The sequence below is a fragment of the Pseudomonas sp. FW305-96 genome, assembly GCF_058783825.1.
This window is the reverse complement of sequence record NZ_JBYSYW010000021.1, coordinates 1-26,169: the sequence shown is the minus strand read 5'-3', so window position 1 is coordinate 26,169 and position 26,169 is coordinate 1. Positions and strand designations below refer to the sequence as shown.

21 protein-coding genes are annotated in these 26,169 nt (G+C 65.7%); 14 read left to right on the top strand and 7 right to left on the bottom strand.

All coding sequences use genetic code 11. The annotated features are described in order from the left end of the window. The first annotated feature begins 25 nt into the window (after positions 1–25). Complete coding sequence (gene recN, locus AC3WL2_RS16460; protein WP_102683184.1) at positions 26–1,699, top strand: DNA repair protein RecN; 1,674 nt, start codon at positions 26–28, stop codon at positions 1,697–1,699. A gap of 198 nt (positions 1,700–1,897) precedes the next feature. Here the strand turns inward: recN and fur are convergent, their stop codons facing one another. Continuing rightward, positions 1,898–2,302 (bottom strand): ferric iron uptake transcriptional regulator, encoded by a 405-nt coding sequence (gene fur, locus AC3WL2_RS16455; protein WP_028691268.1) that lies wholly within the window; start codon positions 2,300–2,302, stop codon positions 1,898–1,900. Positions 2,303–2,399: 97 nt separating this feature from the next. Between fur and AC3WL2_RS16450 the strand changes: the two genes are divergently transcribed. Beyond that, positions 2,400–2,918, top strand: a complete 519-nt coding sequence (locus tag AC3WL2_RS16450; RefSeq protein ID WP_046854057.1) for an outer membrane protein assembly factor BamE — start codon at positions 2,400–2,402, stop codon at positions 2,916–2,918. An 88-nt stretch (positions 2,919–3,006) separates the two neighbouring features. Here the strand turns inward: AC3WL2_RS16450 and AC3WL2_RS16445 are convergent, their stop codons facing one another. Next, a complete protein-coding gene (locus AC3WL2_RS16445; protein ID WP_102683183.1) occupies positions 3,007–3,441 on the bottom strand; it encodes a type II toxin-antitoxin system RatA family toxin in 435 nt (144 codons plus the stop codon). Positions 3,442–3,602: 161 nt separating this feature from the next. Here AC3WL2_RS16445 and smpB point away from each other — a divergent pair, with 161 nt between their 5' ends. Then, entirely contained in the window at positions 3,603–4,085 is a 483-nt protein-coding gene (smpB, locus tag AC3WL2_RS16440; protein WP_023629355.1) for an SsrA-binding protein SmpB, read from the top strand. Between the two features lie 118 nt (positions 4,086–4,203). Here the strand turns inward: smpB and AC3WL2_RS16435 are convergent, their stop codons facing one another. Beyond that, positions 4,204–4,971: an FCD domain-containing protein gene (locus AC3WL2_RS16435; RefSeq protein WP_102683182.1), complete on the bottom strand. Its 768-nt coding sequence runs from the start codon at positions 4,969–4,971 to the stop codon at positions 4,204–4,206. A gap of 260 nt (positions 4,972–5,231) precedes the next feature. On the opposite strand from AC3WL2_RS16435, the gene AC3WL2_RS16430 reads away from it, so the two are divergent. The 11 genes from AC3WL2_RS16430 (at position 5,232) to AC3WL2_RS16380 (ending at position 21,824) form a co-directional block, all read left to right on the top strand. Then, positions 5,232–6,902: a lactate permease LctP family transporter gene (locus AC3WL2_RS16430; RefSeq protein WP_102683181.1), complete on the top strand. Its 1,671-nt coding sequence runs from the start codon at positions 5,232–5,234 to the stop codon at positions 6,900–6,902. Positions 6,903–6,965: 63 nt separating this feature from the next. Then, a complete protein-coding gene (lldD, locus tag AC3WL2_RS16425; protein WP_102683180.1) occupies positions 6,966–8,111 on the top strand; it encodes an FMN-dependent L-lactate dehydrogenase LldD in 1,146 nt (381 codons plus the stop codon). 71 nt (positions 8,112–8,182) lie between these two features. Next, on the top strand, positions 8,183–10,993 hold the full coding sequence (locus AC3WL2_RS16420; RefSeq protein WP_102683179.1) for an FAD-binding and (Fe-S)-binding domain-containing protein: 2,811 nt from the start codon (positions 8,183–8,185) through the stop codon (positions 10,991–10,993). Positions 10,994–11,249: 256 nt separating this feature from the next. Further along, positions 11,250–12,128 carry a 50S ribosomal protein L11 methyltransferase gene (gene prmA, locus AC3WL2_RS16415; RefSeq protein WP_102683178.1) on the top strand — a complete coding sequence of 293 codons (879 nt, stop codon included), beginning with the start codon at positions 11,250–11,252 and terminating at the stop codon, positions 12,126–12,128. A gap of 43 nt (positions 12,129–12,171) precedes the next feature. After that, positions 12,172–13,491 carry a DUF3426 domain-containing protein gene (locus AC3WL2_RS16410; RefSeq protein ID WP_102683177.1) on the top strand — a complete coding sequence of 440 codons (1,320 nt, stop codon included), beginning with the start codon at positions 12,172–12,174 and terminating at the stop codon, positions 13,489–13,491. Between the two features lie 205 nt (positions 13,492–13,696). Continuing rightward, the gene (dusB, locus tag AC3WL2_RS16405) at positions 13,697–14,710 is read left to right on the top strand and encodes a tRNA dihydrouridine synthase DusB (protein ID WP_102683176.1); all 1,014 of its coding nucleotides are present in this window, start codon (positions 13,697–13,699) and stop codon (positions 14,708–14,710) included. Continuing rightward, positions 14,707–15,027, top strand: coding sequence for a DNA-binding transcriptional regulator Fis (gene fis, locus AC3WL2_RS16400; protein WP_011535876.1), 321 nt, complete (start codon positions 14,707–14,709; stop codon positions 15,025–15,027). Before dusB ends, fis begins: the two co-directional genes overlap by 4 nt. Before the next feature lie 78 nt (positions 15,028–15,105). Then, positions 15,106–16,713 (top strand): bifunctional phosphoribosylaminoimidazolecarboxamide formyltransferase/IMP cyclohydrolase, encoded by a 1,608-nt coding sequence (gene purH / locus AC3WL2_RS16395; protein ID WP_023630842.1) that lies wholly within the window; start codon positions 15,106–15,108, stop codon positions 16,711–16,713. A 181-nt stretch (positions 16,714–16,894) separates the two neighbouring features. After that, on the top strand, positions 16,895–18,187 hold the full coding sequence (purD, locus tag AC3WL2_RS16390) for a phosphoribosylamine--glycine ligase (RefSeq protein ID WP_038706875.1): 1,293 nt from the start codon (positions 16,895–16,897) through the stop codon (positions 18,185–18,187). Positions 18,188–18,323: 136 nt separating this feature from the next. Beyond that, on the top strand, positions 18,324–21,098 hold the full coding sequence (locus AC3WL2_RS16385; RefSeq protein WP_102683175.1) for a hybrid sensor histidine kinase/response regulator: 2,775 nt from the start codon (positions 18,324–18,326) through the stop codon (positions 21,096–21,098). A gap of 129 nt (positions 21,099–21,227) precedes the next feature. Then, complete coding sequence (locus AC3WL2_RS16380; RefSeq protein ID WP_023633040.1) at positions 21,228–21,824, top strand: MarC family protein; 597 nt, start codon at positions 21,228–21,230, stop codon at positions 21,822–21,824. 12 nt (positions 21,825–21,836) lie between these two features. Here AC3WL2_RS16380 and cobJ read toward each other — a convergent pair whose 3' ends face one another. The 4 genes from cobJ to cobG form a co-directional block, all read right to left on the bottom strand. Then, positions 21,837–23,537: a precorrin-3B C(17)-methyltransferase gene (gene cobJ / locus AC3WL2_RS16375; protein ID WP_102683174.1), complete on the bottom strand. Its 1,701-nt coding sequence runs from the start codon at positions 23,535–23,537 to the stop codon at positions 21,837–21,839. Further along, entirely contained in the window at positions 23,525–24,259 is a 735-nt protein-coding gene (locus AC3WL2_RS16370) for a precorrin-2 C(20)-methyltransferase (RefSeq protein WP_102683173.1), read from the bottom strand. The genes cobJ and AC3WL2_RS16370 overlap by 13 nt, the downstream gene beginning before the upstream one ends. Beyond that, entirely contained in the window at positions 24,256–24,882 is a 627-nt protein-coding gene (locus AC3WL2_RS16365; RefSeq protein ID WP_046854044.1) for a precorrin-8X methylmutase, read from the bottom strand. The genes AC3WL2_RS16370 and AC3WL2_RS16365 overlap by 4 nt, the downstream gene beginning before the upstream one ends. Further along, the coding region (gene cobG, locus AC3WL2_RS16360) for a precorrin-3B synthase (protein ID WP_256583141.1) at positions 24,875–26,169 on the bottom strand (1,295 nt) is incomplete at its 5' end. The genes cobG and AC3WL2_RS16365, both read right to left, overlap by 8 nt.

Below are 26,169 nucleotides of genomic sequence, written 5' to 3'. Positions count from 1 at the left end.
GACAAGACCCTTCGGGAGCCGCCCCATGCTGGTGCACCTGTCCATTCACAACTACGCCATCGTCGAACACCTCGACCTCGAGATCGCCCGCGGCATGTCCGTCATCACCGGCGAAACCGGGGCCGGCAAGTCGATCATGCTTGATGCCCTCGGCCTGGCCCTGGGCGACCGCGCCGACAGCGGCGTGGTGCGCCCGGGCACCGACAAAGCCGACATCCTCGCCACGTTTGACCTGGTCGACATCCCCGAGGCGCACGCCTGGCTCGCCGAGCGCGACCTGGAAAGCGACGGCCCCTGCATCCTGCGCCGGGTGATCACCGCCGAGGGCCGTAGCCGCGGCTACATCAATGGCACCCCTTGTCCGCTGGGCGACCTCAAGGCCCTGGGCGAGCTGCTGATCGATATCCACAGCCAGCACGAACACCAGTCACTGCTGAAAACCGACACCCACCGCCGCCTGGTGGACGAGTACGCCGGCGCCACCGATCTGGCCCGCCAGGTGCAGCTGGCCGCCAAGCGCTGGAACCAGACGCGCCAGGAGCTGGAGCGCCTGAGCAACTCCGGCGACGAGCAGCGGGCGCGCCACCAGTTGCTCAGCTACCAGCTGGAGGAACTCGACAACCTCGGACTGGGCGAAAACGAACTGGAGCAGCTTGAGCAGGAGCACAAGAACCTGACCAACGCCGAGGCACTCTTCGGCATTTGCCGCCAGGTCATCGAACAGTGCAGCGAAAGCGATTCAGGCAACGTGCTGAGCGCCCTGACCATGAGCCTCAACCGCCTCGGCGCGGTAGGCAATGCACCCAAGGCACTGGGCGAGGCGGTCAACCTGATTGCCAGCGCGCAGATCCAGGTGGAGGAGGCCGTTGGCGAACTCAACCGCTTCCTCGATAACTTCGACGCCGACCCGATGCGCCTGCAGAGCCTTGAAGAGCGCCTGGACACCATCTACACCCTCGCCCGCAAGCACCGCGTGCATCCCACTGAACTGCCGCACCTGCAACAGCGCCTGATGGAAGAGCTGGAAGGGCTGAACGCCAGCGACGAATCGATCGAGCGGCTGGGCGAGGAGCTCGCGGCCTTCGCACAGCATTATAAAGAGAAGGCCATCGAGCTCAGCACCCTGCGCCGGCAGGCGGCCAAACAGCTGGCCACCGCCGTGGAGCAGGAAATCCAACGCCTGGGCATGCCCGGCGGACGCTTCTGCATCGAACTCACCCCCTTCGAAAGCACGGACCTCTCACCCCATGGCCTGGAGCAGATCGAACTGCTGGTCAGTGCCAACCCGGGCCAGCCACTCAAGGGCCTGGCCAAAGTGGCCTCGGGCGGCGAACTGTCACGCATCAGCCTGGCGATCCAGGTGATCACCGCACAGACCTCACGCATTCCAACCCTGGTATTCGACGAAGTCGACGTTGGCATCGGCGGCCCGACCGCCGAGATCGTCGGCCAATTGCTTCGCCGCCTCGGCGAGCGCGGCCAGGTGCTGACCGTGACCCACCTGCCACAGGTCGCAGCCCAGGGGCATCACCACCTGTTCGTGCACAAGGTGCGCAACAGCGACACCACGCATACCGCCGTGGCCAGCCTGGGCAAGCGCGAGCGGGTCGAGGAAGTGGCGCGGATGCTTGGCGGTATCGACCTCACCAAGGAGTCGCTGGCCCATGCGCGCAAGATGGTAGTGAGCGGCAAGGCCTGAGCCCTACGCGTCACCTCACAATCCCTATCGCCGGCAAGCCGGCTCCCACATGGATCGCGCCGCCCTCAAAGCCATCGCCACACCTGTGGGAGCTGGCTTGCCAGCGATGAGGCCAGCAAAGCCAGCGCCTTCGTCAGCCCCCTACAAAGCACAAAGGCGACCCGAAGGTCGCCTTTGTCGTCAGTAACGATTAAATCGTTACTTCTTTTTACGCACGTACAGCACCAAATTGTGGTCCACCAGTTCGAAGCCATGCTCGGCAACGATCTCTTTCTGGCGCTTCTCGATTTCGGCATCGAAGAATTCAATGACTTCACCGCTGTCCACGTTGACCATGTGATCGTGGTGCTTACCATCCGCCAGCTCGAACACCGCGTGGCCGCCATCAAAGTTGTGGCGTTCCACCAGGCCCGCCGCTTCGAATTGGGTCAGTACGCGGTACACGGTCGCCAGACCGACATCTTCGCCAGCTTCCATCAGCGCCTTGTACACATCCTCGGCACTCATGTGACGCTGCTCGGCGGAGTCGAGCATCTGAAGAATCTTTACTCGAGGCAGGGTTACCTTGAGGCCCGCTTTGCGCAATTCGCTATTTTCAACCATGGTCAGCTTTCTCGCCGATGCTGCTTCGCAGCTTCTCTTAATACGGGTATGATCGGGGTTTACGTTGTCCAGCCAAGATAGTGGAAGTCGCCCACCGATGCAAAACACCAAGCTCTTGCTAACCAGCCTCACCCTAGTGGGACTGCTCGCACTCGCCGGTTGCTCGTTTCCCGGGGTTTACAAAATCGACATCCAGCAGGGCAATGTCGTCACGCAGGACATGATAGACCAATTGCGCCCGGGAATGACCCGCCGACAAGTAAGGTTTATCATGGGCAACCCCCTGCTGCAGGATACCTTCCACACCAATCGCTGGGATTATCTCTACAGCCTGCAGCCTGGCGGCGGCCAGCGCCAGCAAGAGCGCATGAGCATCTTCTTCAACGAGAACGATCAACTGGTCAACCTTTCTGGCGACTTCATGCCAGGCGTCAGCCGCGACCAGGAAATCCTCGGTGGCAGCGGTGACACCACGGTCAACCCGGACAAGCAGCCGAGCCAACCCGAGAAGCCAGCCAAGCCAGGCTCGCTGGAAGACTCGCTGCAAAAGGAAATCGACAACGTCGAGACCACCCCGGTGCCGACACCAGCACCGCTGGAAACTTCGCCGCAGTAAATGCGCCGATACTAAAAAGCCCGGAGCTTGTCCGGGCTTTTTATTGCCTGCATGAATGGCGGGGCTTGCTCACCTGCCACGCGCGCCCTCAACCATTGAGCTGCTTGGCCCGCTGGCAGAAGGCATCGACCATCGTGTTGGCCGCCTGGTTGAACAGCGGCCCCAAGGTGGCCCGCACCAGGGCACCTGCGTAGTCGAACGACAGGTCGAGGCTGATCTTGCAGGCCTTCTCTCCCAACGGCTTGAACACCCACAGCCCGTGCAACTGGGTGAACGGCCCCTCCTCCAGGTTCATCTCGATCGACTGCCCCGGCACCAGCACATTGCGCGTGACGAACTGCTGGCTCATGCCCCCCTTGGCCACTTCCAGCCTTGCCCGCATGTGCGTGTCACTGGTCTCGAGCACCGTGGACGCCGAGCACCAGGGCAGGAACTCCGGGTAGCTCGCCACATCGTTGACCAGGTCGTAGAGCGCCTGGGCAGGGTACGGCAGCAGAGCGGAGCGTTGAATATGGGTAGTCATCCAGGCGTCACTTCCAAACTGGGCGGCAGCGCTTGTCAGCGCCTTGAAAACGGCTCTGCGCGGCAGAGCGTGGGTTGCATTGTCCGGGATTCACACAACAGGCTCAAGCGCAGCTAAACCCCGTAGCCGAGGACGCGGCGACTGCCTATAATGCCGCCCCTATGGCTAAACAAAAGAAGCATCCGACCGGGACCATCGCGCAGAACAAAAAAGCGCGACACGATTACTTCATCGAACACAAGTTCGAGGCCGGGCTGGTCCTGTCCGGTTGGGAAGTAAAAAGCCTGCGGGCCGGCAAGGCGCACCTGACCGACAGCTACGTGCTGCTCAAGGATGGCGAAGCCTGGCTGTTCGGCAGCCACATCACCCCGCTGAACACCGCCAGCACCCACGTCATCGCCGACCCCATCCGCACCCGCAAGCTGCTGCTGAACAAGCGCGAGCTCGAGCGCCTGGAAGCGGCCGTGGCGCAGAAGGGCTACACCTGCGTGGCGATGTCGCTGTACTGGAGCAAGCACCTGATCAAGTGCGAGATCGCACTCGGCAAGGGCAAGAAGGAGTTCGACAAGCGCGATACCGTGCGCGAGCGCGACTCCAACCGCGAGCTGCAGCGCACGATGCGCAACAAGGGCAAGGAAGAGTAGGGCTCGGCCTGACCTTTCCCGTGGGAGCGGGCTTGCCCCGCGATAGCGCCAGGCCAGGCAGTACTGCTGCCCCTGCTAGCGCGATCGCGGGGCAAGCCCGCTCCCACGAAGTCCAGAATCAGCGTCCGCTGCGCCGCTCCGCACGCGCCACCCGCTGCGCTTGCTGCTGCGCCTCCTGCAGCACCTCCTGCACATACAGGATGTGCCGGCTGGACACCTCCCGCGCGTCCTCCGCGCGCCCCTCGACAATCGCCAGATACAACTCGCGATGCTGGCTGATCAGCATGTCGCGGGTCTCCGTGCGTTGCTGGTACATGCCGCCAATGTTGGTCACCACATTGCGCTTGAGCAGGTCGAACAACCCGCGAATGGTGTGCAACAGCACGGCGTTGTGGCTGGCCTCGGCAATGGCCAGATGGAAGCGCGCATCCGCCGCGCCCTCCTCCGCCCGGTCCACTTCACCGACACGGTTGTAGCAGTCCTGCAAGGCGTCGAACGCAGTCTTCAGCCGCTCGCGATCCGGCTCGGTGGCGCGCTGCGCCGCGTAGTAGGCGCAGGACGCCTCCAGCGTATGACGAAACTCCAGCAGGTCACGCTGCGCCTCGGGACTGGATTCGAGAAGTTTCAGCAAGGGGTCGCTGAAGGTCGAGCCCAATGACTCGGCCACATAGTTGCCGCCGCCCTGGCGACTGACCAGCAAGCCCTTGGCCACCAACTTCTGGATCGCCTCGCGCAGCGACGGGCGCGACACGCCGAACTGCTCGGCCAGGGCGCGCTCGGCCGGCAGGCGCTGACCCGAGGTGAGGGTGCCTTCGAGAATCATCCCTTCCAACCGATCGACGATGTCGTCGGACAGGCGCCGCTGGCGGACCTGATCAAAAACCATCACATGCTCTCCACGAACCCCGGGGATGCGAATCCGGGGGCGCCTATTCTGCGCCTATCCGGCTTGCGCCGACACCCATCAGGCGGCGTTTTTCCCAGCTATTCAGATGCCCGCTCATCGGCGTCCGACCAAAGTTTCCCCCAGGACAAATTGACACACCCGCTGCTGCGCTTTTAACCTAGCGACCAGCCATTGTAAATTGGTCTTACCAATTATCCAATGCCAGTGCCTTGACCAACAACAATTAGGGGCCACCCCATATGCAAACCTGGCAACAACTCTATACCCCGCTTGGTAGCCTTGGCCTGTCCGCGCTGGCGGCGGTCATCCCAATCGTGTTCTTCTTCCTTGCCCTCGCCGTGTTCCGCCTCAAGGGCCACGTCGCCGGCAGCATCACCCTGGCGCTGTCGATCCTGGTGGCGATCTTCGCCTTCCAGATGCCTGTCGACATGGCCCTGGCCGCTGCGGGTTACGGCTTCCTCTATGGCCTCTGGCCAATTGCCTGGATCATCGTTGCCGCGGTGTTCCTCTACAAACTCACGGTCAAGAGTGGCCAGTTCGAGGTCATCCGCAGCTCGGTGCTGTCGATCACCGACGACCAGCGCCTGCAGGTGCTGCTGATTGGCTTCTGCTTCGGCGCCTTCCTCGAAGGCGCGGCCGGCTTCGGCGCACCGGTGGCCATCACCGCCGCGCTACTGGTGGGCCTGGGCTTCAACCCGCTGTATGCCGCCGGCCTGTGCCTGATCGCCAACACCGCCCCGGTGGCCTTTGGCGCCCTGGGTATCCCGATCATCGTGGCCGGGCAGGTAACCGGCATCGACGCCTTCCACATCGGCGCCATGACCGGACGCCAGCTGCCGCTGCTGTCGCTGTTCGTGCCGTTCTGGCTGGTGTTCATGATGGACGGCGTGCGCGGCGTGAAAGAGACCTGGCCTGCCGCCCTGGTGGCCGGCCTGAGCTTCGCCGTCACCCAGTACTTCACCTCCAACTTCATCGGCCCGGAGCTGCCCGACATCACCTCGGCCCTGGCCAGCCTGATCGCCCTGACCCTGTTCCTCAAGGTCTGGCAGCCCAAGCGCGCGTTCGCCGAGGCCAAGGGCAGCGTCGGCGCCGCCGTCGTGCAGTCGAGCGGCAGCCAACCGAGCCCGTACAGCTTTGGCGAGATCTTCAAGGCCTGGTCACCCTTCCTGATCCTCACCGTGCTGGTCACCATCTGGACCCTGAAACCATTCAAGGCAGCCTTCGCCCCGGGCGGCGCGATGTACAACTTCGTGTTCAACTTCGCCATCCCGCACCTCGACCAGCTGGTGGTGAAGACCGCACCAATCGTCACAGCGCCCACCGCCATGCCGGCGGTGTTCAAGCTCGACCCGATCTCCGCCACCGGCACCGCGATCTTCCTATCGGCACTGATCTCGATGTGGGTGTTGAAGATCAACTTCAAAACTGGTCTGACCACTTTCAAAGAAACCTTCTGGGAACTGCGCTGGCCGATCCTGTCGATCGGCATGGTGCTGGCCTTCGCCTTCGTCACCAACTACTCGGGCATGTCCTCGACCATGGCCCTGGTGCTGGCCGGCACCGGCGCGGCGTTCCCGTTCTTCTCGCCGTTCCTCGGCTGGCTGGGCGTGTTCCTGACAGGCTCGGACACCTCGTCCAACGCCCTGTTCAGCTCGCTGCAGGCCACCACCGCGCACCAGATCGGCGTCAGCGACACCCTGCTGGTGGCGGCCAACACCAGCGGCGGCGTGACCGGCAAGATGATCTCGCCGCAGTCGATCGCCGTGGCCTGCGCGGCCACCGGCCTGGTCGGCAAGGAATCCGACCTGTTCCGCTTCACCGTCAAGCACAGCCTGTTCTTCGCCACCATCGTCGGCCTGATCACCCTGGTGCAGGCTTACTGGCTGACCGGCATGCTGGTTCATCACTAAAGTGAAAGGGCCCGGGCGCCACTGCGCGCCCGGCATCTCCTTCAACCCACGCTGCGAGAATCCATGATCATTTCCGCCTCCACCGACTATCGCGCCGCGGCCCAACGCAAGCTGCCTCCCTTCCTGTTCCACTACGCCGACGGCGGCGCCTACGCCGAGCACACCCTGCGCCACAATGTCTCGGACCTTGCCGGCATCGCCTTGCGCCAGCGCGTACTGAAGAACATGTCCGAGCTGAGCTTGCAGACAAAACTGTTCGACGAGACCCTGAGCATGCCCGTGGCCCTGGCCCCGGTCGGCCTCACCGGCATGTACGCCCGTCGTGGCGAGGTGCAGGCGGCACGCGCAGCGGCGGCCCATGGCATTCCGTTCACGATGTCGACGGTATCGGTGTGCCCGATCGAAGAAGTGGCCCCGGCCATCGACCGGCCAATGTGGTTCCAGCTGTATGTCCTGAAAGACCGCGGCTTCATGCGCAACGCCTTGGAGCGTGCGAAAGCGGCCGGCGTGAAGACCTTGGTGTTCACCGTCGACATGCCCGTGCCCGGCGCCCGCTATCGCGACGCCCACTCCGGCATGAGCGGCGCCAACGGCCCGCTGCGCCGCGTGCTGCAAGCCATGACCCACCCGCAATGGGCCTGGGACGTCGGCGTGATGGGCCGCCCCCACGACCTGGGCAATATCTCCGCCTACCGCGGCAACCCCACGGGCCTTGCCGACTACATCGGCTGGCTGGGCAACAACTTCGACCCGTCCATCTCCTGGAAAGACCTGGAGTGGATCCGCGAATTCTGGGACGGCCCGATGATCATCAAGGGCATCCTCGACGCCGATGACGCCCGCGACGCGGTCAAGTTCGGCGCCGACGGCATCGTCGTCTCCAACCACGGCGGCCGCCAGCTCGACGGCGTGTTGTCCAGCGCCCGTGCGCTGCCGGCCATCGCCGACGCGGTGAAGGGCGATATCAAGATCCTCGCCGACTCCGGCATCCGCAGCGGCCTCGATGTGGTGCGCATGATCGCCCTGGGCGCCGACACCGTGCTGATCGGCCGCGCCTTCCTCTATGCCCTGGCGACCCACGGCGAGGCCGGGGTGAAGAACCTGCTGGAGCTGTTCGAGAAAGAAATGCGCGTGGCCATGGTGCTGACCGGCGCCAAGTCCATCGGCGAGATCAGCAAAGACTCGCTGGTCCGCGAACTGGGCGCCTGAGCGCGCCCGCCAACGCCTGATTACCCGGGGCACGCCGCGCACCAGACGCCGCGGCCCCGCGAGGAGACTGCATGAGCCTGCCCGCCGCGTTCCTGCGTGATGCCGAGCGCCTGATCCCCGCCGAGCGCCGCTTCGACGACCCGACTTCGACCCTGGCCTTCGGCACCGACGCCAGCTTCTACCGGCTGATCCCCAAGCTGGTGCTGCGCGTGGAGTCCGAGGACGAAGTGGTCGCGCTGATCCAGCTGGCCCAGCGTGACCGGGTAGCGGTGACTTTCCGCGCTGCCGGCACCAGCCTGTCCGGCCAGGCCATCAGCGACTCGGTGCTGATCGTGCTCGGCGACAACTGGAATGGCCGGGAGATTCGCAACCACGGCGAGCAGATCCGCCTGCAGCCCGGCGTGATCGGCGCCCAGGCCAATGCCTGGCTGGCCCCCTATGGGCGCAAGATCGGCCCGGACCCGGCGTCGATCAACGCCTGCAAGATCGGCGGCATCGTCGCCAACAATGCCAGCGGCATGTGCTGCGGCACCGCGCAGAACACCTACCACACCCTCGCCGGTCTGCGCCTGGTGCTGGCCGATGGCACCCGCCTGGACAGCGAAGACCCGGCCAGCGTCGCCGCATTCGAGCAAAGCCACGCCAGCCTGCTGGACGAACTGGCCCGCCTTGGCCGCGAGACCCGCGCCAACACCACGCTGGCTGAGCGCATCCGGCACAAGTACCGGCTGAAGAACACCACGGGGCTTTCGCTTAACGCACTGGTGGACTACGACCAGCCGCTCGATATTCTGCAACACTTGCTGGTCGGCTCCGAGGGGACCCTGGGTTTCATCAGCGCCGTCACCTACGACACCGTGCCCGACCACCCGCACAAGGCCAGCGCGCTGCTGGTGTTCCCCAGCGTCGAAAGCTGCTGCCGCGCCGTGACCGTGCTCAAGCGCCAGCCCGTCTCCGCCGTGGAGCTGCTCGACCGTCGCAGCCTGCGCTCGGTGCAGGAGATGCCGGGCATGCCGGCGTGGGTCAAGGACCTGTCGGCCAACGCCTGCGCCCTGCTGATCGAATGTCGCGCGGCCAGCCAGAGCCTGCTGCACGAGCAACTCGAGCAGGTAATGGCGTCCATCGACGACTACCCGCTGGAGCAGAAGGTCGCGTTCAGCGAAGACCCGGCGGTGTACAACCAGCTATGGAAGATCCGCAAGGACACCTTCCCCGCCGTCGGCGCCGTGCGCCAGACCGGCACCACGGTGATCATCGAGGACGTGACCTTCCCCATCGAGCAACTGGCCGAAGGCGTCAACCGCCTGATCCAGCTGTTCGACAAGCACCGCTACGACGAGGCGATCATTTTCGGCCACGCCCTGGAAGGCAACCTGCACTTCGTCTTCACCCAGGGCTTCAACAGCGCCGAGGAAGTGGCGCGCTACCAGGCCTTCATGGACGACGTGGCGCAGCTGGTGGCAGTGGAATTCGGCGGCTCGCTCAAGGCCGAGCACGGCACCGGGCGCAACATGGCGCCCTTCGTCGAACTGGAATGGGGGCATGACGCCTACCAGCTGATGTGGAAGCTCAAGCGCCTGCTCGACCCCAACGGCATACTCAACCCCGATGTGGTGCTGAGCGAGGACCCCGACATTCACCTGAAGAACCTCAAGCCGCTGCCGGCCGCCGACGAGATCGTCGACAAGTGCATCGAGTGCGGTTTCTGCGAGCCGGTATGTCCGTCGAAAGGGCTTACCTTGAGCCCGCGCCAGCGCATCGTCATGTGGCGCGACATCCAGGCGAAGAAACGCGCCGGCGTTGATACCCGCGAACTGCTGCGCACCTACCAGTACCAGGGCATCGACACCTGCGCCGCCACCGGCCTGTGCGCCCAGCGCTGCCCGGTGGGCATCAACACTGGCGAGCTGGTGAAGAAGCTGCGCGGGCAGGCGGCCGAGCACGGCAAGGCCGCCGACTGGCTGGCCGAACATTTCCACGCCACCCTGCGCGGTGCCCGCTTCACGCTGGCCGCCGCCAATAGCGCGCGCAAGCTGCTCGGTGCCCCACGCATGAGTCGGCTCAGCGCCCGCCTGAGCAAGGCCAGCAAAGGCCGCCTGCCACAGTGGACACCCGCCATGCCACAGCCGTTGCGGGCCGTCGAGCTCCGCACTGCAAACCACGACGACCGCCCTCGCGTAGTCTATCTGGCCGCCTGTGTTTCGCGGGTGATGGGCCCGGCCTATGCCGACCACGAGCAAAGCTCGCTGCTGGACAAGACCCGCGCCCTGCTGGAGAAGGCCGGCTATCAGGTAGTGTTCCCGGACAACGCCGACAGCCTGTGCTGCGGCCAGCCGTTCGCCTCCAAGGGCTACCCCGAACAAGCCGAGCACAAGCGCCAGGAACTGATCAACGCGCTGCTGCACGCCAGCCGTGGCGGCCTCGACCCGATCTACTGCGACACCAGCCCCTGCACCCTGCGCCTGGTGCAGGACCTGGGCGAATCGCGGCTGGACCTGTACGACCCGGTACGCTTCATCCGCACCCACCTGGTCGACAAGCTGGAGTTCACCCCCCAGGACGAGCCCGTCGCGGTACACGTGACCTGCAGCACCCAGCACCTGGGCGAAAGCCAGGCGCTGATCGACCTGGCGCGGCGCTGCAGCAAGCAGGTGGTGATCCCCGAAGGCATTCATTGCTGCGGCTTCGCCGGCGACAAGGGCTTCACCACACCGGAGCTCAACGCCCATTCGCTGCGCACGCTCAAGGACGCGGTGCAGTATTGCAGCGAGGGGATCTCCACCAGCCGCACCTGTGAGATCGGCCTGTCGAGCCACAGTGGCATCGACTATCACGGGCTGGTCTACCTGGTGGACCGGGTGACGCGGGCGCGCAGTCTCTGAGGGCAGGGCTTTCTCGCACCGGCCTCTCGCCGGCAAGCCGGCTCCCACCCCGACCGCGCTAGCCCAAAGCAATGTGCCATCCTGTGGGAGCCGGCTTGCCGGCGAGAGGCCGGTACAGGCAAACAAGCCAGTTGCTCCTACAGGTATGGCGCATGCCGGCATGCGACTTCTGCACAAACCCCACGCACTCAAGTAAACTGGCGGCCTTTTCGCGCAGCCTCGGGCTGCCCCTGTCGATTTACCAAAGGTGCCCGCCATGCCCTGGCTGCAAGTACGCCTGGCCATCAGCCCGGAACAAGCCGAAACCTACGAAGACGCCCTGCTTGAAGTGGGTGCTGTCTCGGTGACCTTCATGGACGCCGAAGACCAGCCGATCTTCGAACCGGACCTCAACACCACCCCGCTGTGGTCGCACACGCACTTGCTGGCGCTGTTCGAGGCCGATGCCGAGCCCGAGCAGGTGTTCGCCCACCTGCGCCTGCTGACCGGCGCCGAGCTCCCCGAGTACCACGCCGAGGTGATCGAGGACCAGGACTGGGAGCGCAGCTGGATGGACAACTTCCAGCCGATGCGTTTCGGCCAGCGCCTGTGGATCGTGCCGAGCTGGCACGAAGCCCCGGAAAAGGACGCGGTAAACCTGCTGCTCGACCCGGGCCTGGCCTTTGGCACGGGCACCCACCCGACCACCGCGCTGTGCCTGGAATGGCTCGACGGCCAGCAGCTGCAAGACACGCAAGTGCTCGACTTCGGCTGCGGCTCGGGCATCCTGGCCATTGCCGCGCTGCTGCTCGGCGCCCGCCACGCGGTCGGCACCGACATCGACGTGCAGGCTATCGAGGCCTCCCGTGACAACGCCCAGCGCAACGGCATTGCCGACGACACGTTCGACCTGTACCTGCCCGAGCAGATGCCGGCGATGCAGGCCGACGTGCTGGTGGCCAACATCCTGGCCGGCCCGCTGGTAGCGCTGGCGCCGCAGCTGTCCGGCCTGGTGCGCCCCGGCGGCCTGCTGGCGCTGTCGGGCATCCTCGCCGAACAGGGCGAGGAAGTGGCCGCTGCCTATGCCGCCGACTTCGACCTGGACCCGATCGTCGTGCGCGACGGCTGGGTACGTATCAGTGGTCGCCGCCGCTAAGCGCGCCTAGACTCATCTCCTGCACAGCTTCCCGGACAGCCGCATGACCGACAGTTTCGTCACCCAGTGCCCGCATTGCCAGACCAGCTTTCGCGTCACCCATCACCAGTTGAGCGTGGCCCGCGGCGTGGTGCGCTGCGGCCAATGCCTGCAGGTGTTCAACGCGGCGAAACAACTGCTGGAGCAGAACCGCGCCGCGGCGGGCGAAGGCGATACCCGTGCGCCGGTGCCGGCAGCCGAGCCGGCCGTGCCAGCGCCCGTAGCCGTGCAGCCGGAGGCCGCCCCGCCGGCACCGAGCGAGGACAACTGGACGGTGACCGCCGAGGAACTGGATGCCCTCGACCTCGACCAGGAACTGGCGCGCCTTGAACGGCGCAGCCCGGGTGATCGGCGCGCAGCCCCGGCCAAGGGCATGCTGCAGGCCCGCCGCGACGATCAGCTCGGTGATGGGCCTGGCGATGAACCGTTCGGCACGGCCACTGACGGCGACCGTGAGCCGGCGCAGGAGCGCGAGGACGCGCCGATGCTGGTCGAGCAGGAGCCGCTGGACCTGGCACCGGCCGCCGACGAGCGCACCGAGCCCACCCTCGGCACCACCCGCCTCGAGCTGGACGATGGGCCGCCAGTGCGCGATCAGCCACTCGACGAACCCTCGCAGCAACTGCCCAGCCATGACGAACCCTTGCCGGAAAAGGGCCTTTCGGCGCTCGACGACGAGGTGCACGGCGCGCCGTTCTCGGCCCGCGACGATGACCCCGACGAACATCCCGGACAGCGCCTGGAACCGAGCCTGGCCGCCAAGCCCGAGCGCTCGCGCAAGGAGCCGTTGGTCGACGTGGTCGACGACCCGTTGCAGCTGGGCTGGGAAAAGCCAGCCCCGAACTGGGGCAGGCGCCTGTTGTGGGGTCTCCTGACCCTGCTGGCCGCGGGCTTGCTGGCATTCCAGTACATCTGGTTCCACTTCGACGAAATGGCCCGCCAGGACCAGTACCGCCCCTGGTTCCAGCAGCTGTGCCCGATGTTCGGCTGCCAGGTGCCGACCCGCGTCGACATCTCGCGGATCAAGAGCAGCAACCTGGTAGTGCGCAGCCACCCGGATTTCAAAGGGGCGCTGATCGTCGACGCGATCATCTACAACCGTGCGCCCTTCGCCCAGCCCTTCCCGCTGCTCGAGCTGCGCTTCGCCGACCTCAACGGCCAGTTGATCGCCAGCCGGCGCTTCAAGCCCAGCGAGTACCTGTCGGGCGAGCTGGCCGGGCGCGGCGAGATGCCCAGCCAGACGCCGATCCACATCGCCCTGGACATCCTCGACCCTGGGCCGAAGGCGGTGAACTACAGCCTGAGCTTCCGTTCGCCGGAATAAGCGACAGGCGGCAAGCTTCAAGCCGCAGATAAAAGGCTGTCTGCAGGCCTCTTGCAGCTTGAAGCTCGCCACTTGGCACTGGGTGTCATAACGCCGCAACTGTTCAGATTTTATCCAGATTCATCTTTATCCGGTCATCGAGAGCGGGTATCATGCCATCCCTTTTTCGAACTCCAATGATTCGGCCCCACAACAGGGAACACCTATGTCGGCGGTACGCATCGGCCCTTACACACTGCAGAACAACCTGATCCTGGCCCCCATGGCCGGCGTCACGGACCAACCTTTCCGAACGCTGTGCAAACGCCTTGGCGCGGGCATGGTGGTGTCGGAGATGGTTTCCAGCGACATGCGCCTGTGGAACAGCCGCAAGTCGAGCCTGCGCCGCATCCACGAAGGTGATCCCGAGCCACGCTCGGTGCAGATCGCCGGTGGCGACGCGCAGATGATGGCCGAGGCGGCCCGGGCCAACGTCGAGGCCGGCGCGCAGATCATCGATATCAACATGGGTTGCCCGGCGAAAAAAGTCTGCAACAAGGCCGCAGGCTCTGCTTTATTGAGAGATGAAGCCTTGGTCACCGAAATCCTCCATGCCGTCGTCGGCGCCGTGGACGTACCGGTGACGCTGAAGATCCGCACCGGCTGGGACCGGGCGAGCAAGAATGGCCTGAACGTGGCGAAGATCGCCGAACAGGCCGGCATCCAGGCGCTGGCGGTGCATGGCCGCACACGCGCCGACCTGTACACCGGTGACGCCGAGTACGACACCATCGCCGCGATCAAGCAGGCGGTGTCGATCCCGGTATTCGCCAACGGCGACATCACCTCGCCGGAAAAGGCCCGGGCGGTGCTGCATGCCACCGGCGCCGACGGCCTGCTGATCGGCCGTGCCGCCCAGGGGCGGCCGTGGATTTTCCGCGAGGTCGAGCATTACCTGCGCACGGGCGAGCACCTGCCCGCCCCGGCGCTGGACGAAGTAGAACGCATTCTGCTGGAGCACCTGGCCGCGCTGCATGCCTTCTATGGCGATGTGATGGGCGTGCGGATCGCCCGCAAGCACGTTGGCTGGTACCTGGCAACCCGACCTGGCGGCAAGGAGTTCCGCAGCCAGTTCAACGCTTTGCAAGACACACAAGCGCAGTGCGCCAACGTTCAGGCGTTTTTCGCCGAACGTCGACAGAGCCTTGGGACAGAGGACGAACAAGGGGTGGCCGCATGACGATGATGACCGAGACATTAGTGAGTGGAACAACGCCCGTGAGCGACAACGCCAACCTCAAGCAGCACCTGAACACGCCGAGCGAAGAGGGCCAGACCCTGCGCGACAGCGTCGAGAAGGCACTGCACAACTACTTCGCCCACCTGGAAGGCGCTACCGTCACGGACGTGTACAACCTGGTGCTCTCGGAAGTCGAGGCGCCGCTGCTCGAATGCGTGATGAACTACGTCAAGGGCAACCAGACCAAGGCCAGCGAGATGCTCGGGCTCAACCGAGGCACGCTGCGCAAGAAGCTCAAGCAGTACGATCTGTTGTAAGGCCAGAACCCCAACCAAAAAGGCGCTCATGCAAAGAGGCGCCTTTTTTGCTGACTCCACCGCGTTATGGAATCTGAAATGACCGACCAGACTACCCGCCTGCCGATCCGCCGCGCCCTGATCAGCGTCTCCGACAAGACCGGTATCCTCGAATTCGCCCGTGAGCTGCAACAGCTCGGTGTCGAGATCCTGTCCACCGGCGGCACCTACAAGCTGCTCAAGGACAACGGCGTCAACGCGGTGGAAGTGGCCGACTACACCGGCTTCGCCGAAATGATGGACGGCCGGGTCAAGACCCTGCATCCGAAGATCCACGGCGGCATCCTGGGCCGTCGCGGCACCGACGACGCCATCATGAACGAGCATGGCATCAAGCCGATCGACCTGGTCGCGGTCAACCTGTACCCGTTCGAAGCCACCATCAGCAAGCCGGGCTGCGACCTGCCGACCGCCATCGAGAACATCGACATCGGCGGCCCGACCATGGTCCGTTCCGCGGCGAAGAACCACAAGGACGTGGCCATCGTGGTCAACGCCAGCGATTACGCCGGCATTGTCGAAGGCCTGAAAGCCGGCGGCCTGACCTACGCCCAGCGCTTCGACCTGATGCTCAAGGCCTTCGAGCACACCGCCGCCTACGACGGCATGATCGCCAACTACATGGGCACCATCGACCAGGCCAAGGACACCCTGTCCACCGAAGACCGCAGCGAGTTCCCGCGCACCTTCAACAGCCAGTTCGTCAAGGCCCAGGAAATGCGCTACGGCGAGAACCCGCACCAGAGCGCGGCGTTCTACGTCGAGGCCAAGAAAGGCGAAGCCAGCATCTCCACCGCCATCCAGCTGCAAGGCAAGGAGCTGTCGTTCAACAACGTGGCCGACACCGACGCCGCGCTGGAGTGCGTGAAGAGCTTCGTCAAGCCGGCCTGCGTCATCGTCAAGCACGCCAACCCGTGCGGCGTGGCCGTGGTGCCTGAAGACGAAGGCGGTATCCGCAAGGCCTACGACCTGGCCTACGCCACCGACACCGAGTCGGCGTTCGGCGGCATCATCGCCTTCAACCGCGAGCTGGATGGCGAAACCGCCAAAGCCATCGTCGAGCGCCAGTTCGTCGAAGTGATCATCGCCCCGAAAATCTCCCAGGCCGCCCGCGAAGTCGTGGCCGCCAAGCAGAACGTGCGTCTGCTGGAGTGCGGCGAGTGGCCAGCCGAGCGCGCCGCCGGTTGGGACTTCAAGCGCGTCAACGGTGGCCTGCTGGTGCAGAGCCGCGATATCGGCATGATCACTGCCGACGACCTGAAGATCGTCACCAAGCGTGCGCCGACCGAGCAGGAAATCCACGACCTGGTGTTTGCCTGGAAAGTGGCCAAGTTCGTCAAGTCCAACGCCATCGTCTACGCCAAGCAGCGCCAGACCATCGGCGTCGGCGCTGGCCAGATGAGCCGCGTCAACTCCGCGCGCATCGCCGCGATCAAGGCCGAGCATGCCGGCCTGCAAGTGCAGGGCGCGGTAATGGCCTCGGATGCGTTCTTCCCGTTCCGTGATGGCATCGACAACGCGGCTAAAGTGGGTATCAGCGCCGTGATCCAGCCAGGTGGCTCGATGCGCGATGCCGAAGTCATCGCCGCCGCCGACGAGGCCGGTATCGCCATGGTATTCACCGGCATGCGCCACTTCCGCCACTGATTATGGCAATCGGCCGCACTGAAGCAGGCATCTGCTGCGTTGGGGCCGGTTCCGCTGATGCTCATTGCCATAAGGCAACTGCGCTCATCGGAACCGTCCCCGCCTTGCATCTACCTGTTTCAGTGCGACCTCGTACAGCGAGGGGCGCTGCCTCTCGTTCGACAGATTTCGAGGTTTTGACATGAAAGTTTTGATCATCGGCAGCGGCGGTCGTGAACACGCCCTGGCCTGGAAAGTCGCCCAGGACCCACGGGTCGAGAAAATCTTCGTGGCGCCGGGTAACGCCGGCACCGCCAGCGAAGCCAAGTGCGAGAACGTCGCCATTGACGTCACTGCCCTGGAGCAACTGGCCGACTTCGCCGAGAAGAACGTCGACCTGACCATCGTCGGCCCGGAAGCGCCGCTGGTCATCGGTGTCGTGGACCTGTTCCGCAGCCGTGGCCTGGACTGCTTCGGCCCGACCAAGGGCGCGGCCCAGCTGGAAGGCTCCAAGGCCTTCACCAAGGACTTCCTGGCCCGCCACAAGATCCCGACTGCCGACTACCAGAACTTCACCGAGATCGAGCCGGCCCTGGCCTACCTGCGTGAGAAAGGCGCGCCGATCGTGATCAAGGCCGACGGCCTGGCCGCCGGTAAAGGCGTAATCGTCGCCATGACCCTGCAGGAAGCCGAAGACGCCGTGCGCGACATGCTTGCCGGCAACGCCTTCGGTGAAGCCGGTTCGCGCGTGGTGATCGAAGAGTTCCTCGACGGCGAGGAAGCCAGCTTCATCGTCATGGTCGATGGCCACAACGTGCTGCCAATGGCCACCAGCCAGGATCACAAGCGTGTCGGCAACCAGGACACCGGCCCGAACACCGGCGGCATGGGTGCCTACTCCCCAGCGCCAGTGGTCACCGCCGACGTGCACCAGCGCGTGATGGACCAGGTGATCTGGCCAACCGTGCGCGGCATGGCCGAGGAAGGCAACGTCTACACCGGCTTCCTGTATGCCGGCCTGATGATCGACAAGGCGGGCAACCCCAAGGTCATCGAGTTCAACTGCCGCTTCGGCGACCCGGAAACCCAGCCGGTCATGCTGCGCCTGGAGTCGAGCCTGGTGCTGCTGATCGAAGCAGCCTTTGCCAAGGCCCTGGACAAGGTCGAAGCGCAATGGGACCCGCGCCCGAGCCTGGGCGTGGTGCTGGCCGCCGGTGGTTACCCGGGCGACTACGCCAAGGGCGCCGTGATCAGCGGCCTGGACGCCGCCGCCAAGCTGGAAGGCAAGGTGTTCCACGCCGGCACCGCACTGAAGGACGGCCAGGTGGTCACCGCCGGCGGCCGCGTGCTGTGCGCCACCGCCATGGGCGACACCGTCGAGGCTGCCCAGCAGCAGGCCTACCGCCTGGCCGAGCAGGTCAAGTGGGACGCCAGCTTCTACCGCAACGACATCGGCTACCGGGCCATCGCCCGCGAGCGCGGTGAGCAGCAGTAAAAGTGCAGCCGACGGTCGTGGCGCTCCCGGCGCACGGCCTTCGGCTCGTCGTCAAGGCCCCGCCGGGGCCTTGCCTTCGCCTTGGCGCGCCGCGCATAGTGGTTATCCGGCACATTAGCTAAGAAGGGATTTCGTCGTGCGTCGGCTTCGGATTGCCATAGCCCTGTTCGTCAGTCTGCTGACCCTGCTCTGCCTGCTCCCGGCGCACGCCGAACAGGCCGCGGGCTGGTCGGCGCTGCTCGATGAGCAGGCCAACCTGCAGCTGTCCGACGTGCGCTCCGAGCGCTACCGCAACCAGTTCAGCCCATTGGCCCTCGAAGAACTGGATGCCGCCCTCCCCGACCAGGCCCTGTGGTTGCACTACCGTCTGGATCCGAGCGACCAGGAACAACTGGTTCGTATTTTCGCCCCCGACCTGTCACGCCTGGACCTCTACGCCCTGGAAGGCGGCAAATTGCTGCGCCAGTTGCACCACGGCCGGCAGGGCGACGGCCTCAGCCCCACCCTGCGCGGCAGGGACCACGTGCTGCCACTGCCGCACAGCAACCAACCGCTGGATATCTACCTGCGGCTGGTTTCCGAACACCAACTGCGCCCGGCCATCACTGTCGAGACCACCGCCCACGCCGCCGCCGACCAGCGCCAGTCGTTGCTGTTCGGCCTGTTGTTCGGTGGCCTGGTGATGCTGATCCTGCACAACCTGATCCGTTTTGCCTACACGCGTTCCAGTACCACGCTGGTGCTGGCGCTGTACCACGGCCTGATGTTGCTCAGCGCGCTGATCCTGCTAAACCTCAGCGGGCCATGGTGGCACCTGTGGCACAGCGCGCAGACCCCGGCGGCCTACCTGACGCTGGTGCTGGCAGGCCTGGCCGGGTTGTATTTCACCCTGCACTTCTTCTCCCCCTGCAGTTCGGCGCGGCTCAACCGCCTGCTGCACCTGGAGATGCTGGTGGCCGCCGTCAGCGGCCTGGTGTTGCTGTTCGTCGACACCCTGCCGCTGAACCTGATGACCTACGCTTTGCTCGCCCTGGGCAGCGTGAGCATGCTGCTGGTCAGCGGCTATCACTGGTACAAGGGCTACGGCCCGGCGCGCCTGTTCGCCGTGGCGATGCTGGTGTTCAACCTCGGCGGCCTGGTGCTGTTGCCGGCCCTGCTGGGCCTCACCCGCACCTCCACGCCTTGGTTGCTGTGCATCCTCATGGCGCTGACCGTGGTCAGCGGCCTGCTGCTCAACCTCGCGGTCAGCGAGCGCCTGCGCCGGATCAGCGAGGAGCGCTTTCGCGCCAGCCGCGCCCTGGCCGCCAGCGATGCCGAGATCAACGCCAAGGCCGAGTTCCTGGCCAAGATCAGCCATGAGATCCGCACCCCCATGAACGGCGTGCTGGGCATGACCGAGTTGCTGCTGGGCACGCCGCTGTCGGTCAAGCAGCGCGACTATGTGCAGACCATCCACAGCGCCGGCAACGAACTGCTCACCCTGATCAACGAAATCCTCGACATCTCCAAGCTCGAGTCGCGGCAGATCGAGCTGGACGACGTGCAGTTCGACCTCAATGCCCTGATCGAGGACTGCCTGAACATCTTCCGGGCCAAGGCCGAACAGCAGAACATCGAGCTGATCAGTTTCACCCAGCCCCAGGTGCCCCGGGTCGTCAGCGGCGATCCGACACGCCTGCGCCAGGCCTTGTCGAGTCTGCTGGACAACGCCCTGAAGAACACCAGCCAGGGCGAGATCCTGCTGGTGGTGGCCCTCGACCAGCGCGGCGACAGCCCACGCCTGCGCATCGCCGTGCAGGACAGCGGCGAGCCCATGCCGCCGGCCGAGCGTGACGCCTTGCTGCAGGCCGAGCTGCACAGTCGCCACTTCCTCTCCAGCAACAAACTCGGTGGCCACCTTGGCCTGGTGATCGCCAAGCAACTGATCGGCCTGATGCAGGGCGAGTTCGGCATCAAGACCAGCACCAGCATGGGCAACACCCTGTGGCTGACCCTGCCGCTCGACCCGCTGCGCCTGGAGCAGCCGCCCACCGACCTCGACGGCCCGCTGCGCGATGCCCGGGTACTGGTGGTGGACGACAACGACACCTGCCGCAAGGTGCTGGTGCAGCAATGCAGCGCCTGGGGCATGAACGTCAGCGCGGTGCCGTCGGGCAAGGAGGCGCTGGCCTTGCTGCGCACCAAGGCGCACCTGCGCGATTATTTCGACGCGGTGCTGCTCGACCAGAACATGCCCGGCATGACCGGCATGCAACTGGCAGCGAAGATCAAGGAAGACCCGAGCCTGAACCACGACATCCTGGTGGTCATGCTCACCGGCATCAGCAATGCGCCGAGCAAGATCATCGCCCGCAACGCCGGGGTCAAGCGCATCCTCGCCAAGCCGGTGGCCGGCTACACGCTCAAGACCACCCTGGCCGAGGAGCTCGCCCTGCGCGGTCGCGAGCAGGCCGCGCCGCCGCTGCCGGTCGGCACCCCGGTGCCGTTGGACCTTCCCGGCGACTTCCGCATCCTGGTGGCCGAGGACAACAGCATCTCGACCAAGGTCATCCGCGGCATGCTCGGCAAGCTCAACCTCGAACCCGATACCGCCAGCAATGGTGAAGAGGCCTTGCAGGCGATGAAGGCCAAGCACTACGACCTGGTGCTGATGGACTGCGAGATGCCGGTGCTCGATGGTTTCTCCGCCACCCAGCAGCTGCGCGCCTGGGAAAGCGCCAACCAGCGCCCGCGTACCCCGGTGGTGGCATTGACCGCGCACATCCTCAACGAACACAAGGAACGCGCGCGCCTGGCCGGCATGGACGGGCACATGGCCAAGCCGGTGGAGCTGTCGCAGTTGCGCGAGCTGGTGCAGTTCTGGGCGGGGCAGCGGCAGGCGGTGTCCGACGACACCACGCAGATCCTGTAGGCGCTACCTCAGCCGCGAGGTAGCCACCACAGAATCTGGCACCCGCTTCGCGGGTGATCGCGGCTGAAGCCGCTGCTACAGGTTCCGTGCTATACAGGTGCCACCCATTCCCGCCGCGGACCCAGCGCCATGCTCCATGAGTTGTTCAGCGTTTACCTGAAAATGCTCGTGCTCTACAGCCCGTTCTTCGTGCTCTCATGTTTCATCGGCCTGACCCGCGGCCACTCCAGCAAGGAACGCAAGCAACTGGCCTGGCGGGTAGCCATTGCCACGCTGGTCGCCAGCGTGCTGCTGTACCTGTTCGGTCGGGTGATCTTCGGGGTATTCGGCATCACCGCCGACGCCTTCCGCATCGGCGCAGGCTCGGTGCTGTTCATCTCGGCGCTGGGCATGGCCCAGGGCAAGTCGGCGGTGCAGACCGACAACGTGCAGCAGGACGTGACCATCGTGCCGCTGACCATTCCGCTCACCGTCGGCCCCGGCACCATCGGTGCATTGCTGGTGATGGGCGTGGGCCAACCGCACTGGGACGACAAGCTGCTGGCCATCGTCAGCATCGCCCTGGCCAGCTTCACCGTGGGCCTGGTGCTGTACCTCTCGCACCGTATCGAGCGGATCCTCGGCGACCAGGGCCTGCAGATCGTCAGCCGCCTGATGGGGCTGTTCGTCTGCGCCCTGGCGGCGCAGATCATCTTCACCGGGATCAAGGGCTACCTGCTGCCCTGACCCCGGCTCCGCTCAGGGCTTGGCGGGGTACCAGCGCGGCGTGTACACCCACTGGCCGCCATCGGTACGGGGGAAGGTGCAGGTGGTCGAGGAGCCGACCAGCACCATGGTGCGCATGTCGACCATCTCCGGCAGCAGCTCGCCCAAGGTCACCACGCGCAGGGTCTGCCCTGGCCGGCCGATATCACGGCCCAGCACCACGGGGGTGCCTGCACCGCGATGGCGGCGTACCACCTCCAGCGCCATACCCAGCTGATGAGGGCGGGCCTTGGAGATCGGGTTGTAGAACGCCAGCACCAGATCCGCCTGGGCCGCCAGGTCGAGGCGCTTCTCGATGATCGACCAGGGTTTGAGGTTGTCCGACAGCGACATCACGCAAAAATCGTGGCCCAGTGGCGCCCCCGCCTGGGCGGCGGTAGCCAGCGAGGCCGAGACGCCAGGCAGGATCTCCAGCTCGACGCGCTGCCAGGCCGGGTCACTGGATTCGTGGAGCGCTTCGAGCACCGCGGCGGCCATGGCGAACACGCCCGGATCGCCCGATGACACTACCACCACCGAACGCCCTTGCGCCGCCAGCTCGAAGGCATGCCGAGCACGCTGCATCTCTTCGCGGTTGTCGGTGCAGTGCAGCACCTGATCGTCGCGGAAGGGGCCGGCCATGCGCACGTAGGTTTCGTAACCCAGCACATCCTGCGCACGCGCCAGCTCCGCCTTGACCGCCGGCACCATCAGCTCGGCGGCACCAGGGCCCAGGCCGATCACGGCCAGGCGACCACGGCGACGGCCAACGCGGTCGATGTCGACAGGTGCTGCGCAAACACCGTGGGCGAGCCCCGCCGACGAACCTACACGCGCTTGCGGCACTGCATCAGCCAGCATTCGCTCCAGGCTTTCGGCAGCCGGGGCGAAGCGCAGGGCAACATTCAGTGCCCGTGCAGCTTCGTGCAGGGCCGGCTCCGCCATCTCGGCTTCGCTCGCCAGCAGGCAGGCCAGCGCGGGCTCGGCGATGTTCGCCCGCAGCAGTTCCTCGCGTACCTGGTGCGCCAGGTCGGCGCTACCGGCCGTGACCGCCACCACCACGCAACGCGCATGGATCAGCAGTTCGTCACGGCTGGCCGGACGCAGTGCGCTGCCCACGTGGATAGTGCGCTGCGCCTCGTCACTGGCGGGCAGCTGCGCGTGTTCGAGCCACGGCGCGTCACCTTCGACACGCACCGCCTCGCCCGCCAGCAGGTCGGAGACGAAGCGCTTGCCCTGCTCCAGGTCCGCCAGTGCGTAACCCTCGGGCGGGTTGAGCAGACAGGTGCCGAAGCGCAGTTCGCCACTGGTGGTGATCGCCGCGCTCACACCCAGCGCCTCACCGATCTCTCGTGCCATGATATTGACCCCACCCAGGCCACCGAGCAGCGGCACCACGGCGCTGCCGTCCTCGGCCACCACCAGCACCGGTGGCTCCACGCCTTTTTCGCTCAACAACGGCGCCAGGGTGCGAATGACGATACCCGCCGCGCACAGGGCGATGATCGGTGTGTCCTGCTGGTACAGCGCACGCAGGGTGTCGCCAAATGCTGCGTAGTATACGTCGGCCCCTTCCACGCGCCCTTCCAGGCCATGGATCAGCGCCTGTGGATAACAGGCCTGGATACGCCGCGCGGTGGCCAGGCTGCCCGGGCCGAGAATGACGATTGCCGGAGCCTTGTTCATCCCTGCCATTTCTCACCCGGCACGATGATCAGCGAGAAGTATGGCGAGGACTGTGGGTCGACCTCGTCCAGCGCGACGATCTTCTGGTTGGCCATGGTCGCCCGCTCCACGTACAGCGCACGGCTATCCATGCCCAGCTCGGCGAGCACCTGGCGCACCTTGGGGAAGTTGCGTCCCAGTTTCATGATCACTGCGGCGTCGGCATCGGCCAGACGGCGCTTGAGTTCCTCATGGGGCAACACGCCGGAAAGCACGGTGAGGGTCTGGTTGCGATACACCAGCGGCGCTCCGAGCACCGAGGCGCCGCCGAGCATCGAGCACACGCCCGGGATCACCTGGGCCTCATAGCGCGAGGCCAGGCGATCATGCAGATACATGTAGGAGCCGTAGAAGAACGGGTCGCCCTCACAGATCACCGCCACGTCACGGCCGGCATCCAGGTGTTCGGCCACCTGCACGCTGGCTTCGTCGTAGAAGTCGCTGATCACCTGTTCATAGGACAGTGGTGCCGGCAGCGCCTCGGTGGTCACCGGATACACCAGCGGCAACAAGGTCTGTTCGGCTTGCAGGTGCGCCTCGATGATGCCGAAGGCGTTGCCGCGCTTGCCCTTGGCGACGAAGTACGCCACCACCGGCGCCTCGCGCAGCAGGCGCAAGGCCTTGACCGTGATCAGCTCGGGGTCGCCCGGGCCCACGCCCAGGCCCAGCAGTCGTCCGCGTGCCTGCATCATTCCACCTCCGTGGCCAGGGCGTTGACTGCCGCGGCGGCCATCGCGCTGCCGCCCAGGCGGCCCTGCATGATCACGAACGGCACGCCGCGGCTGTCGGCAGCAAGCATGGCCTTGGATTCGGCGGCGCCGACGAAGCCGACCGGGAAGCCGAGGATCAACGCCGGTTTCGGTGCGCCGGCATCGAGCATTTCCAGCAGGTAGAACAGCGCGGTCGGCGCGTTGCCGATCACCACCACGCTGCCTTCCAGATGCGGGCGCCACAGCTCCAGGGCCACGGCGGAACGGGTGTTGCCTTCGGCCTTGGCCAGGTCCGGCACGCTCGGGTCACGCAGGGTGCAGATCACCGGGTTGTTGGCCGGCAGACGGGCGCGGGTGATGCCTTCGGCGACCATGTGCGCGTCGCAGAGGATCGGCGCGCCCTTGGCCAGGGCCTCGCGGCCGGCACTGCCGGCGCCTTCGGAGAACTGCAGGCCATCGATGGCTTCGACCATGCCGCAGGCATGGATCACGCGCACGGCGAGCTTTTCAAGATCGGCGGGGATCCGCTCGAGCCGGGCTTCCTCGCGGATGATGCGGAAGGAATTGCGATAGATCTCCTGACCATCGCGGATGTAGTCAATCATCAAGGTGCTCCGTCGGCAGGTCGAGCATGGCGCCTGCTTCTTCTGGGGTGAGGTCGGCGCCGCGCAGCCTGCCGAAGCCCGGCTGGCGCGCATCGCGCAAGTAAAGGTCATAGCGGCCCGGGGCGCGGGCCAGCAGGGTGGCCGGGGCCGTGTGGGCCATGGCGCAGGAACGTGGGCAGGCGCACAGGTGCACGCTGCCTGGGGCGCCGTGGTGCAGCAAGCCGGCCAGGGTCACGGCATCGGCCTTGGTGTCGGCCTGGCCCTTGGCGCAGCCGCCGGAGCCGGTGCAGGCGACGACCCGCGCCAGCGGGTGCTCGCTGTGACACAGCAGGCCCAGGGCTGCAAGGTGTTCGCGGGCAGGCTCCACATGGGCCGGGTTCAGGTTGGTCAGTACCAGGCTTTGCCAAGGCGTCAGGCGCAAGCTGCCATCGCCCCATTGGCGGACGACATGGGCGGCGCCGCGCAGCATGGCCGGGGTCAGGCGTCCGAGGGGCGGCGCGACGCCAAAGGCCACGCCCTGGCGCTGGGGCAACAGGCCCAGCCAGGCACTTGTCGTTGCCGGGCGCTGCCAAACCAGCAATGAGGTGTCGATTTTCAGGGGCAGCCCTTCAAGGAAGTGCCCCAGCGGGCACACCTGCAGCAATTGACGCATGCGCGACTGCTCGGGCGTCGCCAGGTCGAGGAAGCGCTCCAGCACCGCGCGCACCAACGCCAGCCCCTGCTCCACCGGCACCGCGCCCAGCGCCTGGCTATTCGACAGGCTGCTAGCGAGCCCGAACCGCAACCAGATCCGTCCTTCGCGTTGCATCGCGGACAGCCACAGATCATGGGCGTGCTCGAGCATCGCCAGCGCTTCGCCGCCATCGAGTTGCATGGCGAACTTGGCCGACAGCTTGTGGAACCTGGGTGTACTTTCCAGCAGGTCGAGAATCTGCCCGGCCAACGGTCGGGTGTCGAACACCATCGCCGGATCGAGCCCGGCCAATGGGCTGAGCATGAGATTGCGCACATCGTCACCGGCCGCATCACGCGGGCCGAGCCCTGCGGCCAGCAGATGCTCGACCAGGCCCCGGTGATCATCACCGATGCCGCGAATCTGCAGATTGGCTCGGTTGGTCGCCTCGATCACGCCTCCGGCAAAACGCTCGGCGGCGTCGGCCACGGCATCGGCCTGGTCGGCCAGCAGCAGGCCACCGGGCAGTTTGATCCGGCAGATGCCACCATCGCGCGCGGCGACGATGCGCCACAACCCCGGGCAGGCCGAGGGACGGGGCGAAACTTCGGGGG